16 protein-coding genes are annotated in these 14466 nt (G+C 58.2%); 9 read left to right on the forward strand and 7 right to left on the reverse strand.

Annotated features, from left to right (window positions below; all coding sequences use genetic code 11):
- The first annotated feature begins 263 nt into the window (after positions 1-263).
- From PVE98_RS09720 to PVE98_RS09745, 6 genes are all read left to right on the forward strand, one after another.
- On the forward strand, positions 264-1493 hold the full coding sequence (locus PVE98_RS09720) for an MFS transporter (protein ID WP_096073197.1): 1230 nt from the start codon (positions 264-266) through the stop codon (positions 1491-1493).
- A 22-nt stretch (positions 1494-1515) separates the two neighbouring features.
- A complete protein-coding gene (locus PVE98_RS09725; protein WP_096073196.1) occupies positions 1516-2571 on the forward strand; it encodes a sugar phosphate isomerase/epimerase in 1056 nt (351 codons plus the stop codon).
- Positions 2572-2738: 167 nt separating this feature from the next.
- Positions 2739-3719 carry a LacI family DNA-binding transcriptional regulator gene (locus PVE98_RS09730; protein WP_096073195.1) on the forward strand — a complete coding sequence of 327 codons (981 nt, stop codon included), beginning with the start codon at positions 2739-2741 and terminating at the stop codon, positions 3717-3719.
- Between the two features lie 225 nt (positions 3720-3944).
- Complete coding sequence (locus PVE98_RS09735) at positions 3945-4169, forward strand: YgdI/YgdR family lipoprotein (protein WP_096073194.1); 225 nt, start codon at positions 3945-3947, stop codon at positions 4167-4169.
- A 130-nt stretch (positions 4170-4299) separates the two neighbouring features.
- Positions 4300-4602, forward strand: coding sequence for a hypothetical protein (locus PVE98_RS09740; RefSeq protein WP_096073193.1), 303 nt, complete (start codon positions 4300-4302; stop codon positions 4600-4602).
- Between the two features lie 137 nt (positions 4603-4739).
- Positions 4740-5162 carry a DUF4354 family protein gene (locus PVE98_RS09745; protein ID WP_227741479.1) on the forward strand — a complete coding sequence of 141 codons (423 nt, stop codon included), beginning with the start codon at positions 4740-4742 and terminating at the stop codon, positions 5160-5162.
- 638 nt (positions 5163-5800) lie between these two features.
- On the opposite strand, the gene PVE98_RS09750 is transcribed toward PVE98_RS09745, so the two are convergent.
- From PVE98_RS09750 to gcvA, 3 genes are all read right to left on the reverse strand, one after another.
- A complete protein-coding gene (locus tag PVE98_RS09750) occupies positions 5801-6691 on the reverse strand; it encodes an oxidoreductase (RefSeq protein WP_096073192.1) in 891 nt (296 codons plus the stop codon).
- A gap of 20 nt (positions 6692-6711) precedes the next feature.
- Positions 6712-7539 (reverse strand): EamA family transporter, encoded by an 828-nt coding sequence (locus PVE98_RS09755; protein ID WP_096073191.1) that lies wholly within the window; start codon positions 7537-7539, stop codon positions 6712-6714.
- 74 nt (positions 7540-7613) lie between these two features.
- Positions 7614-8519 carry a transcriptional regulator GcvA gene (gene gcvA, locus PVE98_RS09760; protein WP_096073190.1) on the reverse strand — a complete coding sequence of 302 codons (906 nt, stop codon included), beginning with the start codon at positions 8517-8519 and terminating at the stop codon, positions 7614-7616.
- Between the two features lie 149 nt (positions 8520-8668).
- On the opposite strand from gcvA, the gene PVE98_RS09765 reads away from it, so the two are divergent.
- Positions 8669-9367: an RluA family pseudouridine synthase gene (locus PVE98_RS09765; RefSeq protein ID WP_333620677.1), complete on the forward strand. Its 699-nt coding sequence runs from the start codon at positions 8669-8671 to the stop codon at positions 9365-9367.
- A 48-nt stretch (positions 9368-9415) separates the two neighbouring features.
- On the opposite strand, the gene PVE98_RS09770 is transcribed toward PVE98_RS09765, so the two are convergent.
- Positions 9416-9952, reverse strand: coding sequence for a DUF2058 domain-containing protein (locus PVE98_RS09770; protein ID WP_096073188.1), 537 nt, complete (start codon positions 9950-9952; stop codon positions 9416-9418).
- A 109-nt stretch (positions 9953-10061) separates the two neighbouring features.
- Positions 10062-10994, reverse strand: a complete 933-nt coding sequence (locus tag PVE98_RS09775; protein ID WP_096073187.1) for a LysR family transcriptional regulator — start codon at positions 10992-10994, stop codon at positions 10062-10064.
- Positions 10995-11106: 112 nt separating this feature from the next.
- Here PVE98_RS09775 and PVE98_RS09780 point away from each other — a divergent pair, with 112 nt between their 5' ends.
- Complete coding sequence (locus tag PVE98_RS09780; protein WP_096073186.1) at positions 11107-11826, forward strand: SDR family NAD(P)-dependent oxidoreductase; 720 nt, start codon at positions 11107-11109, stop codon at positions 11824-11826.
- A gap of 53 nt (positions 11827-11879) precedes the next feature.
- On the opposite strand, the gene PVE98_RS09785 is transcribed toward PVE98_RS09780, so the two are convergent.
- Complete coding sequence (locus tag PVE98_RS09785) at positions 11880-13430, reverse strand: methyl-accepting chemotaxis protein (protein WP_096073185.1); 1551 nt, start codon at positions 13428-13430, stop codon at positions 11880-11882.
- A 208-nt stretch (positions 13431-13638) separates the two neighbouring features.
- Positions 13639-13869: a hypothetical protein gene (locus PVE98_RS09790; RefSeq protein ID WP_033747048.1), complete on the reverse strand. Its 231-nt coding sequence runs from the start codon at positions 13867-13869 to the stop codon at positions 13639-13641.
- Positions 13870-14259: 390 nt separating this feature from the next.
- Here PVE98_RS09790 and PVE98_RS09795 point away from each other — a divergent pair, with 390 nt between their 5' ends.
- A complete protein-coding gene (locus PVE98_RS09795; RefSeq protein WP_033747050.1) occupies positions 14260-14463 on the forward strand; it encodes a DUF3606 domain-containing protein in 204 nt (67 codons plus the stop codon).
- Positions 14464-14466: the final 3 nt, after the last annotated feature.

Below are 14466 nucleotides of genomic sequence, written 5' to 3' on the forward strand. Positions count from 1 at the left end.
CTTCTACTTTACCCTGAACGCTCAGTTTCGCCTCATATTTGAAGTACAAAGTAGAGGTAAGCAGCTATCAGTGTGGCGTCATTGTAGTACGATAAATAATATGTGTACTACAATGTGGATCACAAAACAGCCATATTGATAATGGTGTTTGTCGTCAGCGCGTTGCGCAAAATGTGATCAACTAAAGAGAAAGATGTTTTGTAATCGATTACTTTTTTAGCGGGCATTAATTGTAATCGATTACTTTTCTCTGCGAGGCTGCTATGGTTTCTTATACGCAAAGTAATGATCACGCCGTAGCGGCGCAGCGCATGCTGGTGCCGCGGCTGTCGCTGATGATGTTTCTGCAGTTCTTTATCTGGGGCAGCTGGTCGGTGACGCTCGGGCTGGTAATGACGCAGCACAATATGTCGCTGCTGATTGGCGATGCCTTCTCCGCCGGGCCAATCGCGTCGATACTGTCGCCCTTTGTGCTGGGCATGCTGGTGGATCGCTTCTTCCCGTCGCAGAAGGTGCTGGCGGTGATGCATCTGGCGGGCGCGGTAATTCTGTGGTTCGTGCCGCAGGCGGTGGTGGCGGAAAACGGCGGCCTGCTGATCGCCTTACTGTTCGGCTACACCCTGTGCTACATGCCGACGCTGGCGCTGACCAACAATATCGCCTTTCACAGCCTGGCGAGCAGCGAGAAAAGTTTCCCGGTGGTGCGGGTATTCGGCACCATCGGCTGGATCGTGGCGGGAATTTTTATCGGCGTTGTCGGCATAGCCTCCAGCGTCGCTATCTTTACGCTGGCGGCCATTAGCTCGGTCGCGCTGGCGATCTACAGCCTGACGCTGCCGCATACGCCAGCGCCGGCGAAAGGATCGCCTTTTCACCTGCGCGATCTCTTCTGCGCTGACGCCTTCGCGCTGCTGAAAATCCGCCACTTTTTTATTTTTTCGCTCTGCGCCACCCTGATCTCTGTCCCGCTAGGTACCTATTACGCCTTTACCGCCTCCTGGCTGGCCGACGCCGGGGTGAAAAACGTCAGTACCCTGATGTCGTTTGGTCAGATGTCGGAAATCTTTTTTATGCTGGTGATCCCGCTGCTGTTCCGTCGCCTCGGCGTGAAAATCATGCTGCTGGTAGGCATGGCCGCCTGGTTTGTACGCTATGCGCTGTTCGCCATGGGCATGGGCGAAGAGGGTCGCGCCCTGATCTGGCTGGGCATCTTGCTGCACGGCGTCTGTTACGACTTTTTCTTTGTGGTCGGCTTTATCTATACCGACCGCATCGCGGGCGAGAAAGTAAAAGGGCAGGCGCAGAGCATGATCGTGATGTTTACCTACGGCATCGGCATGCTGCTGGGGTCGCAAATCTCCGGCGCGCTCTATAACCATCTGGTGGCCGGTCAGGTTTCCGCCGCCAGCTGGGCGCTGTTCTGGTGGATCCCGGCGATTGCCGCCGCGGCGATCGCCGTGCTGTTTCTGTTCACGTTCAAGTATCGCGACTAAGCGGTTTTATGGGAGGTGGTTTTTGAAAACGTTGAAAGGTCCGGGCATTTTTCTTTCGCAGTTTATTGGGCAGCAGGCGCCGTTTAATTCGCTGGAGGGGCTGGCGCAGTGGGCAGCGTCGCTCGGCTATAAAGCTCTGCAGATCCCCTGCAATCATCCTGGGATATTCGATCTGCAGCGTGCCGCCAGCAGCCAGACCTACTGCGACGAGGTGCGCGGATTGCTGCAGGAGAAGGGGCTATGCATCAGCGAACTCTCAACGCATCTGGAGGGACAGCTGGTAGCGGTGCATCCGGCGCACGACGCCGCCTTCGACAACTTCGCGCCGGCAAGCGTGCGCGGCAAGCGCGAGGCGCGCACCGCCTGGGCGACAGAGCAGGTGGCGCTGGCGGCGGCCGCTTCGCAAAACCTCGGGCTGCGCGCCCATGCGACTTTCTCCGGTTCGCTCGCCTGGCCCTATATCTATCCCTGGCCGCCGCACAATCCGCAGCTGTTCGAGGAGGCGTTCGCCGAGCTGGCGTGCCGCTGGCAGCCCTTGCTCGACATCTACGATCGCCACGGCGTTGACCTCTGCTATGAGCTGCATCCCGGCGAGGATCTGCATGATGGCGTGACCTTTGAGCGCTTCCTGGAGAAGGTTGATCATCATCCGCGCTGCAATATTCTCTTTGACCCCAGCCATCTGCACCTTCAGCACATCGATTACCTGCAGTTTATCGATATCTATCACGCGCGCATCAAAGCCTTTCACGTTAAAGATGCCGAGTACTTGCCGAACGGCCGCAGCGGCGTCTACGGCGGCTACCAGAAATGGATCGACCGCGCCGGACGCTTTCGCTCGCCAGGCGACGGCCAGATTGACTTTAAGGGCATTTTCAGCAGGCTGGCGCAGTACAACTATGATGGCTGGGCGGTGCTGGAGTGGGAGTGCTGCCTGAAAGAGGCGGAGACCGGCGCACGCGAGGGCGCGGAGTTTATTCGCCGCCACATTATTCCGGTGGCGGAGCATGCCTTTGATGACTTCGCTGCCCGACAGAGCAGCGCCAGCGTGCGCGCCGCGCTTGGCCTGCCGGAGTGATACTGGCCTGACCGGCAGCAGCGGCAGTGAGGTTGCGCTCTGGCTCACCGGCGCGTACAGGCGCGCCTTGCTGCTGCACGACAGCGGCCGATTTGCACTAACGTCTTGTCTCGCGGGGGATTATGATAGCCAGCAGACCAGAAACCGACCCAGGAAGTCATCCCACCATGTCCATTCAAAAAATCGCGAAGCTGGCCGGCGTCTCCGTTGCCACGGTCTCTCGCGTCATTAACAACAGCGACAGCGTCAAGGAAATCAACCGGGATAAAGTGCTAAAGGCGATTGAAGCCAGCAACTATCAACCTAATCTGCTGGCGCGGCAGCTTCGCACCGCGCGCAGCTCGATGGTGCTGGTGCTGGTTTCCGATATTTCCAACCCGTTTTGCGCGGAAATCGTCAAGGGGATAGAGGCGCAGGCAGAGCAGAACGGCTATCGCATTCTGCTGTGTAACTCCGGTGCCGATATCAATCGCTCACGCTCCAGCCTGCAGCTGCTGGCGGGGAAAATGGTGGAGGGCGTGATTACCATGGACGCCTTCACCCGGCTGCCGGAGCTGACGCAGCTGATCGGCGATATGCCCTGGGTGCAGTGCGCGGAGTATGCTGACGCTGGCGATATCTCCTGCGTAGGGATCAACGATACCGACGCGGCGCGTCAGCTGGTCGCCCATCTGGCCGACGGCGGCCGTCGTCATATCGCCCTGATTAACCACGATCTCAGCTACAAATATGCCCAGCTGCGCCAGCAGGGCTATCAGCAGGAGCTGGAGAGCCGGGGTTTGAGCTGGCAGGCGATCGGCTACGCCAGCGATCTGAGCTTTAGCGCCGGCAAACAGACGATGCAGGCGCTGCTGAGGCGCGACATCCGGCCCGACGCGGTGTTTGCCGTATCGGATACGCTGGCGGCTGGCGCGATGTCCGCCATCGAGTCGGCGGGTCTGCGCATTCCGCAGGATATTGCCGTGGCCGGTTTTGACGGCACCGAACTCGCTGAAATCGTTTCGCCGGCGCTCACCACCGTCGCTCAGCCGTCGCGCGAGATTGGCCGCACGGCCTTTGACCTGCTGCTGAAGAAAATAGCCGATCCGCAGGCGCCCACGGAACGGGTAATGATGGCATGGCGGCTAATTTTGCGCGCCAGCGCCTGAGGCAAACCCGTGCGCCGTTTATGTTAATTTATTAATAGCGTATTAATGCCTTACATATTCAGCGGGCGGATTTCTCTCATCCATACATTTTTATTGATAAAAGTCAGCTAATTATCAGGTCTGAAAATATCAGCGCATGCTGTTTAAGGCTGGTTTAATTTTTACGCGCCAGGATTGCAGGCGAAATTAACACTTTTTGATTCTGTTAACAAAAGGAGCATGGTCATGCTGATTAAAAAGGCAGCGGTTAGTTTAATTATGCTGGCGGCAGCGTCAACGCTTTCAGCCTGCGCGGGACGCTATATTATTTCCACGAATGACGGACATATGATTAATGCAAAAGGTAAGCCCGTCATTGATAAAGAAACAGGCATGATCTCCTATGAAGATGCCAGCGGAAATATGCACCAGCTACAGAAGCATGATGTAAAAGAGATCGTAGAAAAATAATGACGCGGCGACTTTACAGCGCCGCACCTTAAACCCTCTCGCAAGAGAGTCTTTCGAGATGTAAGCGAATAAAGTTGCGTTTTGCCGCAGCAGGTTCAGGTTTTATATTGAATCAGGGTTGAAAGTAGTAATGAAAAAAATGATTTTGCTGATATTGCCTCTCTTGCTGACAAGCTGCGCAGAATATAAATGGGTAAAGCAGGGGGCAAGCGATCGCGATGAGACAGTGGTTGAAACCGCCTGCGAGGCTCAGGCGCTGCGCGACTTGCCGCCGGATAACGTCGTGAGCGGCAAGTCCGTATCCCATGATAAAAAACATGACGAATCTGACGTTAGCTATACCGTAAGCGATTCCAATCAGTATCAAAGAGAGGTTTTAGTTAAAGACTGTATGTACAAACAAGGCTGGAGCCAGATCGAGGTTCAGCACTGATTGCTCGCCATTCCGATGCCTGCCGTGGCGCGCCGTTCAGGCATGGCAGACTGAATGTATCTTTATCATCCTGCAGGGACAGGCGAGCGCCAGCGCCTCCCAGCGGCTGATTTCTTCTGAAAACCGGAGGTAAACACGTGTCTAAAACCGCTAAAGCGATGCTTCTCTCAGCCGCTATGCTCGTCACCGGCAGCGGCATTGCATCGGAAAGTACGCCTGATATTACCGTTTTTGCTTCGAAGGATGCGCAGGGCAGCGTCTGGAACAGCGTGACGGATAAAGCGCAGTATCAGGTTTCCTACAAAGTGACGATCAATAACAACGGGAAGCAGGCGTTTACGCCGGGCAAAAATAATAAGATGTGCCTGTTTCTCTTCGATAGTCAGGGACATCAGCTAATGAGCAACGGTATCCAGCTTGAACTGCTTTCGCCTTATAAAGGAGGAGAGTCGCGTTATGGCACCGTGATGTTTACCAGCGATAACGATGCGCTGTTTGATCTGCCTTTTGTGAAGCTCGCGACGGGGGAGAAATGCCTTACCGCGGCGGTGAAACGCTGACAATAATGGCAGGTCATGGGCAAAAAAAATCCCGCTTCGTAAGTCGTTGGCGACCGGTAGGTTGAAGCGGGAGAGCCATAATGGCTGACACCAGGGAAAGGCATAACACATACTCCTTACAGATTAATCTAACAATTTTATTTCGCTAACTAATTATTTGACGATAGCTACTGGCGTTGATCTAAATCAAAACCGGACGTAAATAATTATCAAGCGAAATGCTGTTTATTTAATGCGTTTATTTATTATTCGTATTGGTGCTGCAATATTATCGTCAGCTCTTTCAGACGGGGCGAGTATTAAAATATCGGTCTTGATCAAAAATCAGAGGAAATAAAATGTTTAAGCAATTGATCGCGAGTCTGACAATAATGTTGGGATGTACCGCAGTGTCGGGCTGCGTAATGGCTGACGGAGGTGGGCATCGTCACTATGCACCCGCCTCTGATAAACATCATCGCAGCGCGCCCAGCGCTTCGCACCATATGGGGCCGCCGCCCGCGCAAGACAGCGCTTTTCAACATATGGGCCCGCCGCCCGCGCCAGGTAGCGCTGCTCAGCATATGGGGCCGCCGCCCGCGAATGGCATTCATCGTCGCTAAGCCATAGGACCGTTCGCGCGGGCAGCTGGTTTCTGCTTAACCCGGCCCCTCGCTGCCCGCCGCCAGCAGCGGCACCAGCACATCGCTAATGGGCGTCGCGATGCCGTGCGCGCGGCCGTAACGCTGTATCACGCCGTTGCGGATCTCCCACTCGAGCGGACGATTCGCCTGCCGGTCGGCAAGTATCGAGGTGCCTAAATCCGCTGGCGCCTGATGAAACACGTCAAGGATCTCCTGCGGCACTCTATCGCTCAGGATCGCGCCCTGCGCCCGCGCGACGCTCAGGCACTCGTGCAGGTAATCCAGCGCCAGCGCGGTGATATCGGCGCGCGCAAACATGCCGGCGCGACGGTTAGCCAGCACCATCAGACCCGCCACTGCGTTTTGCAGCAGCTTGCGCCAGGCGATCGAGACAAAGTCCGCTGTGAGCGCTACCGCACAGCGCGTGCCGCTCAGCGCCTCTACTACCCGCTGAGCCTCCGGCCGATCCGGAAGCGTCAGGCGCGGCGCGGCCCGCAGCCAGACCGAGGCATCTGGCTCGCGCTGCGCCGGAAACCAGACCACCGCCGGCAGCACGACGGCGCCATTTACCCAGGGTTCCAGCTGCGTCTGCTGTTCCACGCCGTTTTGCAGCGCGCACACCACGCTGTTTTTGTCGCACAGTTGCGCCAGCCAGTCGGCACAGTCGGCGACCTGGGTGGTTTTCACCGCCACGAAGAGCAGATCGACCGGGCGCTCAATAGCGGCCGGATCGGTGATGACGGGGCCAGGCACCACGATTTCACCCCGATCGTGACGCAGGATAAGCTGCGGATGCGCGGTGCGCCCGCACAAACGCGGCGTGCGGCCCGCTTCATGCAGCGCAGCGGCGATGGTGGTGCCAATCGCGCCTGGTCCCAGCAGCGCAGTGGTAAAGCGATCTGACATGGTAAGCTCTCCTGACTGAATTAATTCATCATAAAGGTGCCCGCGGCTATCACCGCGCACGCCAGCATTTTCCTGATCGTTATGGTTTCGCCGAGGAACAGATAGCCCAGCACGGCGGCAAACAGCACGCTGGTCTCGCGCAGCGCGGAAACCGCACCCATCGGCGCAGAGGCCATGGCCTCAATAATAATGCCATAGGCCAGCAGCGACACCAGCCCGCCCGCCGCCGCGACCGGCAGGCCCGGGCGCCAGCGCAGCAGGCTTTTCGCATCGCGCAGCGCGATATAGATCGCCGGCATCAGCGCGCCCCAGCAGGCGCTCATCCATAGCGTATAGGAGAGCGCGCTGCCGGAGAGGCGCACTCCGATGCCGTCCACCACGCTATAGGCGGCAATAAACGCGCCGGTCGCCAGCGGATAGCGCAGATTAGGCATTCGCCCTTTGCCGCCGCTTATCGCCAGCAGCAGGATGCCGCCGGAAATCAGCGCGATGCCGACCAGCGTGCGCAGCTCGATCTTCTCCCCGGCGACGATGGCCGCCGCGCAGGTCACCATCAGCGGCGACGAGCCGCGCGCAATCGGGTAGCTCTGCCCCAGATCGCCGCTGCGATAGCTGCGCACCAGGCAGAGGTTGTAGCCGACATGCAGCAGCGCCGATAGCAGCGCCCAGGGCCAGCTGGCGCGCGCCGGTATCGGCATAAAGGGCGCGATAAGCACGCAAACCGCGGCGATGGCCACGCACATGATGCTCATCGACCAGAGCCGATCGTCGCCGCCGCGCAACAGGGCGTTCCAGCCCGCATGCAGCAGGGCAGCAAACAGTGTCAGTAAAATAAGATAGCTGGGCATGAGGTGATGCTATCAGCCTGTGCACGAATAAAAAGCGAAGTCTCGTCATTGTCGTATGAACAAAAGCTCATAGGTCAGACATAGCGGCTTTGCGCTTCGCGGGATTGCGCCAGCAGCCAGCGGCGAAAGATCACGATATGCGGCTCGGCTTCAATTCCTTTCGGGCAGACGAAGTAATAGGCGGCGGGCGAGGGGAAAGGGATAGCGAACAGCCGCACCAATGAGCCTTCCGCCAGCTCTTTTTCAACGTGTCCGCTGCGCGCCAGCGCGATGCCCTGGCCCAGCAGCGCGGCCTCAATCGTCATATTGGTGTCGGCGAAGCGCACGCTTTCGTGCAGCACATCGATCGGGATGTCATTCAGTCTGAACCAGACGTCCCATTTCGGCACCAAATCGGCGCCGTCTCGCGTCAGCAGCGGATAGCGCAGCAGCTCGGCGGGCTCTTCCGGGACGCCGAAGCGCTGTAGCAGCGCCGGACTGGCGACCGGAAAGAGCTGCTCGCGGAACATAAACTCCGTGTGCAGCGCCGGGTAATCTCCCTGACCGAAGCGAATGGCCACGTCTGCATCGGTGCTGGCGAAGTTGATGGCGCTGTCGGTGCTCTCCAGCGTTACCAGAATCTCCGGGTGCAGGCGCGCTAAATCGGGCAGGCGCGGCAGCAGCCACTTCAGGGCGAATGAGTAAGTGGTGCTGACGCGCAGCCGCACGCGCCCCTTTTGCTCGCGCAGATCGGCAAGCGTCGTATCCAGCTTGCTGAAAAACTCGCGCACCAGCGGCGCGAGGGAGGCGCCTGCGGGCGTCAGGCTCAGCGTTTTACCGCGCTGAAAGAGCTGCACGCCCCACACTGCTTCCAGGTGCTTCAGCTGGTGGCTGACCGCGCTTTGCGTTACGCACAGCTCTGCGGCGGCCGAGGTAAAGGTGGTGTGGCGCGTCGCGACTTCAAACGCGCGCAGCGTCGCGGTAGGTGGCAGATCACGCATCATCGATTCCAGTTTATGAGCTAAGACTCATGACACATTAAGGCGAACGCCGCTGAAAAGACAGCTGAGCTTCTTAAAGCCGGGAGCCAGCGTCGCCAGCGCGGGCAAAATTCGCTACTATCCGCGCTCATCTCTCAACGGACCGCCTGATGTCAGCTATTGTCGATACCTTTATCGCCCCGCCGTGTCTGGAACAGATAGAGACGCTCTATCAGGACGACCATCTGGTGCTAATCAATAAACCCGCCGGGCTGCTCAGCCTTTCGGGGAAAAATCCGCTTAACCTTGATTCGGTGCACTACCGGCTGGCGGCGCGTTTTCCCGGCTGCACTCTGGTGCATCGGCTCGATTTCGGCACCTCAGGGCTCATGGTAATCGCGCGCAATAAAGCGATTAACGCTGCGCTCTGCCAGCAGTTCAGCCAGCGCACGGTAAGCAAGGGCTACAGCGCGCTGCTGTGCGGGCATGTGCCGGAGGATGAGGGGATGATCGAGGCGGCGATCGCCAAAGATCCGGCGCGCTTCCCGCTGATGGCGATTTGCGCCGCAAGCGGCAAGCCCGCGCGATCTCGCTATCGTGTCGTTGAGCGCTTTTATCAGGCGGGGGAAGGCGGCGTAGCGCTGCCGTTAACGCGCGTCGCGCTGACGCCAGAGACCGGGCGCACCCATCAGCTGCGCATTCACTGCCAGCTGATGGGGCATGCTATTTTGGGCTGCGATCTTTATGGCGGGCGTCTGCTGCCGGGGGCCGACCGCGCGCCGCGGCTGATGCTGCACGCCAGCGAGCTGCATTTTACCCACCCGGTGAGCGGAGAGCGGATAGCCGCGCGCCATGCCAGCCCGTTTTAACTGCGTTTCAGCGGACGTTTGCCTCGACAGCGCGCGTTGGGGCGGGCATTACCACATCAGATCGTCAGGCACCTTAAAGTCGGCGTAGGGATCGTCTTCTTCCTGCTCTTCCTGACTGAGCGCGCTGTTTAATACGATGCTGTTGGCGTCGCGCTGCGCGATCTTATCGGCGACGCTGGCGGGGATAATGGCGTACTCGCTTTCACCGTTCTCCGCCGCCAGGCGCGCAATGGCGAGTCGGCCGCTAATCAGCTGCGCCTGGGTCGCCTTATCTACCTCGATTTTTTTGATCAGATTATTATCGGTGAAGTTAAAACCGATATTGCCGCGTGAAATGTCGATGCGGTTCATCTCAATCAACTGCTTGATCTGCGCTTTATACTCGCGCGACAACGCCGCCTGCTTTTGCTGTTCGTTAAGCAGTTTATCGCGCTCCTGTTGGGCTTTTTTATTCTCTTCCACTGCCTGTCGCGCCTCGCGCGCCTGAACGCGCGATTTTTTGGCGGTTCTCTGCACCTTGTCCATTTTCTTGCTGCTGACCAGGCCAGCTTTAAGCATCTGCTCTTGTAAGGTAAGTTTCGTCATCGTTGTTTCTAAGCCCGTTGAAAAATTTTTCTGATTATACCTGTAAATCGGGTGGCCGCCGAGGGCCGCTCGCCCGATCCCGCACCACGCGCGCCAGCCTGCCGCTGCGCTACCGGTAGCGCCAGGACGCTTGTTCCCGCCGACACACCGCGATAAGCGTCTCCCGCAGCCAGCGGTGCAGCGGATCCGCCTGAAGTCGGGGATGCCAGATAGCGGCGATGCTAATGGCGGGCGTGACGACGGGCAGCTCAAAGGGGACCACGTCGCCCGGCGTCATGCCGGAGGCGACGCCGTTGAGCGAGGAGAGCGTCACCAGACCGAGCATATCGGAGGCGCGCACCAGCGGGAGCGCGTTGGCAAAGGCGGGAACCACCACGCTGACGCGGCGCTGCCAACCCAGCGAGGCGAGCGCGACATCGACTGGACCCAACTGTTTATTGTGGCGCGAAACGACAACGTGTGGATAGCTGGCGTAGCGTTCCGCCGTCACGCCTGGCGCCTGCAATAGCGGGTGATCGCGGCGGCAGATGCCGACAAAGCGATCGCTGAAAAGCGTTCTCAGCTTCAGCTCAGGCGCATCCGTGCCGAGCACGCCGATCTCCAGGTCGATTTCACCGCTGCGCAAAACATGCGGCGCTTTGTCGCGTTTAGCGACAAACACCAGCCGGATCAGCGGCGCTTGTTGCTGCAGCTCCGCCGCCAGCGCGGCGGCGGCGAGATCGACAAAGCTTTCATTGGCGCGAATAAGAAAGCTGCGCTCAATGCTGGCGAGGTTTAGCCGATCGGCTGGCGGCTGCAGGATCGCCTGCGCGCTGCGGGCGATATGGGCGACGCGCCCGGCCAGCTCTGCGGCGTAGGGCGTCGGCACCATCTGGCGGCCGGCCTGCACCAGCAGCGGGTCGCCGGTCGCCGCCCGCAGGCGGGTCAGGGCGCGGCTCATGGCGGAGACGCTGAGGCCCATCCGCCGCGCCGCGCCGGTCACGCTGCACTCGGTCAGCAGGGCATCCAGCGCGGTTAGCAGATTTAGATCGATATCAGGCATAGGGATAAGGTTGGTTGCGTGCGATGCAAACTATTGTTGCACGTAGCGCGTCTGGTGTAATGGTCTGCTGCCGATTAGGGTGGAGATCCCTGAATTGACCGTGGAGATCGCCATGACCCTTAACAACGAAGAGACCTCGTCGCCCCATTTTTTACTGATCGGCGCCTCGCGCGGCATCGGACTGGCTATGGCCGAAGCGCTGCTCCGGCGCGGCTGGCGGGTCACCGCCACGGTGCGCGCGGCCGCGCCAGCGCTGGCGAGCCTGGCGCTGCGCTATGGGCAGGCGCTAACCACCGAACAGCTGGATATCACGGATGAGGCGCAGCTGGCCGCTCTGCGTCATCGTCTGCGGCATCAGCGCTTCAGCGCGCTGTTCGTCAATGCCGGCATTACCAACCACGACCAAAACCAGACTGTTGCAGAGGTCAGCACCGAAGAGTTCGCGCATCTGATGATCACCAATGCGCTGGCGCCGCTGCGGGTGATTGAGGCGCTGCAGGATCGGGTGGATGCGGACGGACTGATCGGCGTGATGTCTTCCGGACAGGGGAGTATCGGCAACAATTACCAGGGCGGCAGAGAGGTTTATCGCGGCACCAAGGCCGCGCTGAATCAGTATATGCGCAGCTACGCCGCGCGGCAGGCGAAACTCGCGCCCGCTCGCGCGCTACTGCTGCTGGCGCCAGGCTGGATCCGCACCGCGCTGGGCGGAGAGGAGGGTGCCTACAGCCTGGAGGAGACGATTCCCGATATCGTCAGCGTCATCGAAAGCCGGCGCGGTCAGCCCGGCCTGGTCTTCCTGGATCGCTTCGGGAAGAGCGTGCCGTGGTAACCCCGCGCTTCGCCGCGCATAATAAAAAACCTAGCCATAGCGAGGTTTGTTTATCAGGCGAGTTTAAAGATCGCGGTCGAACGGCTGAGCTGCGCTGCCTGATCTTCCAGTGACGCGGCGGCGGCGGCGGCCTGTTCCACCAGCGCGGCGTTTTGCTGGGTCACCTCATCCATCTGAGTGATGGCGATGCCGACGTGCTCGATGCCGTTAACCTGCTCGCCGGAGGCGGTATAGATTTCCGACATGATCGTTGAGACGTCGCCGATCGCGGTGACGATGCCGGTCATGGTTTTGCCCGCCTGGGCGACCAGGTCGGTGCCTTCCGCTATGCGATGGTTCGAGGCTTCGATCAGCGATTTAATCTCTTTCGCCGCTGTCGCGCTGCGCTGGGCGAGGGCGCGCACTTCGCTGGCCACCACGGCGAAACCGCGGCCCTGTTCGCCGGCGCGAGCCGCTTCCACCGCGGCGTTGAGCGCCAGGATATTGGTCTGGAAGGCGATGCTTTCAATGGTGCCGATAATATCGACCACGCTCTTCGAGCTGTCGAAAATAGCGGCCATAGTCGTGACGACTTTTTCCACCACCTCGCCGCCCTGCTGCGCGACCTGCGAAGCGTCGGACGCCAGGCTGCTGGCATTTTGCGCGTTAGCGGCGTTTTGCCGGACGGTGGCGGTCAGCTGCTCCATGCTCGCTGAGGTCTCTTCCAGCGAGGCGGCCTGCTGCTCCGTTCGCGCAGAGAGATCGGTATTGCCCAGCGCAACCTCTTTCGAGGCGTTGTCGATAGAGAAGGCGGCGGTCTGAATATCAGAAACCACCTTTTTGAGCTGCTCCTGCATGGCGGTAAAGGTGGCGATCAGAATACCGGTTTCATCTTTGGACCGCGCGACCAGCGTGGTGGAGAGATCGCCGGCGGCAATCGCCTTAGCCGCTTTTACCGCCTCTTCAAGCGGAAGGGTAATCGAGCGGGCAAGAGCATAGCCTAATGCGGAGGCGATGCCTAAGCCCAAAAGCGCGCCGATACACAACGTCAGCCGGGTCTGGGTTTCAATGGAGTCGACAGAGTGCTGCCGTTCACCGAGCAGGCTTTTTTCGCCGTTGACGATCTCATCGATGGTTCTACGCATCTGATCCATCTGCGGCTTACCGGTATTGGCTTCGAAGGCGGCATTGAAATCCATCTGCGACATCGAACCGGCATTTAACGCGCGGCGGTGCGCCAGCAGCTCAGCGACGAATTTGTCCTGCCAGGCTTGTTCCTGGCGGAGTAAATTATCCAGACGCTGCTGCTGAGCGGGGTTATCCGCGGTTAAGCCTTTAGCTTCCTGCAGCAACTTAACGAAATCCTCTTTGCCCGCCTTCCAGGGATCGAGCATCTCCTCTTTGCCGTTAATCGCATAGCCGCGCAGACCCGTTTCCATATTCACCAGGCTTTGGGTCAGAGCGCGGCTTTTATCGACGACGCGCCAGCTATGAATGTTCCAGTCGTTGGTATTAACAATGCTGGAAAAGTTGTTGTAGAAGGTTGCGGACAGAGCCAGCAATAAAACCACAACGGCGCCAAAGGCAAAAAAGAACTTTTTCTTAACAGGTAAATTTCTGAACATTTATTTCTCGTTCCACATACGTTAACAGAGCAGTTTGAAGAGCCGTAAAACCGATAAGTTATCGGCATGGATAGCTGCGGCTTCAATTAAAGTTCTGAAAGCATGCATAATGAGAAATAGATCCTTTATTTCTTTTTTGTTTTTTATTTTCAGACGGATAATTAGGCGTGCGCATCAAAATTTGCGTAACTATCTATAAGCTGAGGCGCTAGCGGGGCGCAAGAGTGAAATGGGGATGTTTGCCAGCCAGCAACAGCAGAAGCTCATATTCTCCCTGGCTGAGTAATCCGGGATTGGATGTGGCTTCCTTAAGCTGCCAGCCACGCAGACTCAGATCGAACCGTTCGGCGGCACGCTCCTGCGTCAGGCCCGCGGCGATGCGCAGAGAACGGACATCAGGCTGAACAATCACGCCTGGCTTAAAGGATTTATTGGTCATAATTTTTCTCTTTTATGCAACAAGCTCTGCTCCAGCAGGACGTTTTGCGGCATACGCTAAAGGGTTAACAAACGTTATGCATCATAGACGCTTGCTTCTGCTGTTTCTGGGTTATGTTGTCACGCGTTGTGCACATTTGCGCGAAATAAACAGATTGTTTCGATTAGCGTAACGGCTAATTCAGCGTGCTGAATTTGATTTTAATGCGTCCTGAGAGGCGCCACCCGATTTAATGCAGGCTACGCCTCTCAGAACCCTCTCATAATTCCGCTACAGAATCGTTTAGGGATAAATCTGCTTTATATCCTGTGTCAGACATTCAGGATGTGTGGCTTCGCAAGCTGAATATTATCCCGGCGTTTATGCATTGCCGGTAATAAGGACCCTGATATGAGAGACCCAATCGTTCGTCGCGTCCCTGCCGATCTTTCCTGCGTGGAGGTCAACGAACAGTGGCAAATCACCTTCTGGATGCTGACGCTGCACATTACTCAGGACAGGCTCATCCGGGCCGTAAAGGAAGCGGGCCCGGATGTGGAAAAGGTGCGCCGCTGGCTGAAAGACAATCCGCCTTCGCGCCGCCCCTGTTCCTGATGC

It is taken from the genome of Pantoea sp. GABEPS69, from assembly GCF_045780835.1.
GTDB lineage: Bacteria > Pseudomonadota > Gammaproteobacteria > Enterobacterales > Enterobacteriaceae > Pantoea > Pantoea septica.

What these genes read in the sequence shown, in the direction of transcription:
- PVE98_RS09770 (WP_096073188.1), bottom strand. Translation starts at nt 9,952, where the DNA reads ATGACGAAACTTACCTTACAAGAGCAGATGCTTAAAGCTGGCCTGGTC.
- PVE98_RS09720 (WP_096073197.1), top strand. Translation starts at nt 264, where the DNA reads ATGGTTTCTTATACGCAAAGTAATGATCACGCCGTAGCGGCGCAGCGC.
- PVE98_RS09730 (WP_096073195.1), top strand. Translation starts at nt 2,739, where the DNA reads ATGTCCATTCAAAAAATCGCGAAGCTGGCCGGCGTCTCCGTTGCCACG.
- PVE98_RS09785 (WP_096073185.1), bottom strand. Translation starts at nt 13,430, where the DNA reads ATGTTCAGAAATTTACCTGTTAAGAAAAAGTTCTTTTTTGCCTTTGGC.
- PVE98_RS09765 (WP_333620677.1), top strand. Translation starts at nt 8,669, where the DNA reads ATGTCAGCTATTGTCGATACCTTTATCGCCCCGCCGTGTCTGGAACAG.
- PVE98_RS09790 (WP_033747048.1), bottom strand. Translation starts at nt 13,869, where the DNA reads ATGACCAATAAATCCTTTAAGCCAGGCGTGATTGTTCAGCCTGATGTC.
- PVE98_RS09740 (WP_096073193.1), top strand. Translation starts at nt 4,300, where the DNA reads ATGAAAAAAATGATTTTGCTGATATTGCCTCTCTTGCTGACAAGCTGC.
- PVE98_RS09795 (WP_033747050.1), top strand. Translation starts at nt 14,260, where the DNA reads ATGAGAGACCCAATCGTTCGTCGCGTCCCTGCCGATCTTTCCTGCGTG.
- PVE98_RS09735 (WP_096073194.1), top strand. Translation starts at nt 3,945, where the DNA reads ATGCTGATTAAAAAGGCAGCGGTTAGTTTAATTATGCTGGCGGCAGCG.
- PVE98_RS09780 (WP_096073186.1), top strand. Translation starts at nt 11,107, where the DNA reads ATGACCCTTAACAACGAAGAGACCTCGTCGCCCCATTTTTTACTGATC.
- PVE98_RS09750 (WP_096073192.1), bottom strand. Translation starts at nt 6,691, where the DNA reads ATGTCAGATCGCTTTACCACTGCGCTGCTGGGACCAGGCGCGATTGGC.
- PVE98_RS09755 (WP_096073191.1), bottom strand. Translation starts at nt 7,539, where the DNA reads ATGCCCAGCTATCTTATTTTACTGACACTGTTTGCTGCCCTGCTGCAT.
- gcvA (WP_096073190.1), bottom strand. Translation starts at nt 8,519, where the DNA reads ATGCGTGATCTGCCACCTACCGCGACGCTGCGCGCGTTTGAAGTCGCG.
- PVE98_RS09775 (WP_096073187.1), bottom strand. Translation starts at nt 10,994, where the DNA reads ATGCCTGATATCGATCTAAATCTGCTAACCGCGCTGGATGCCCTGCTG.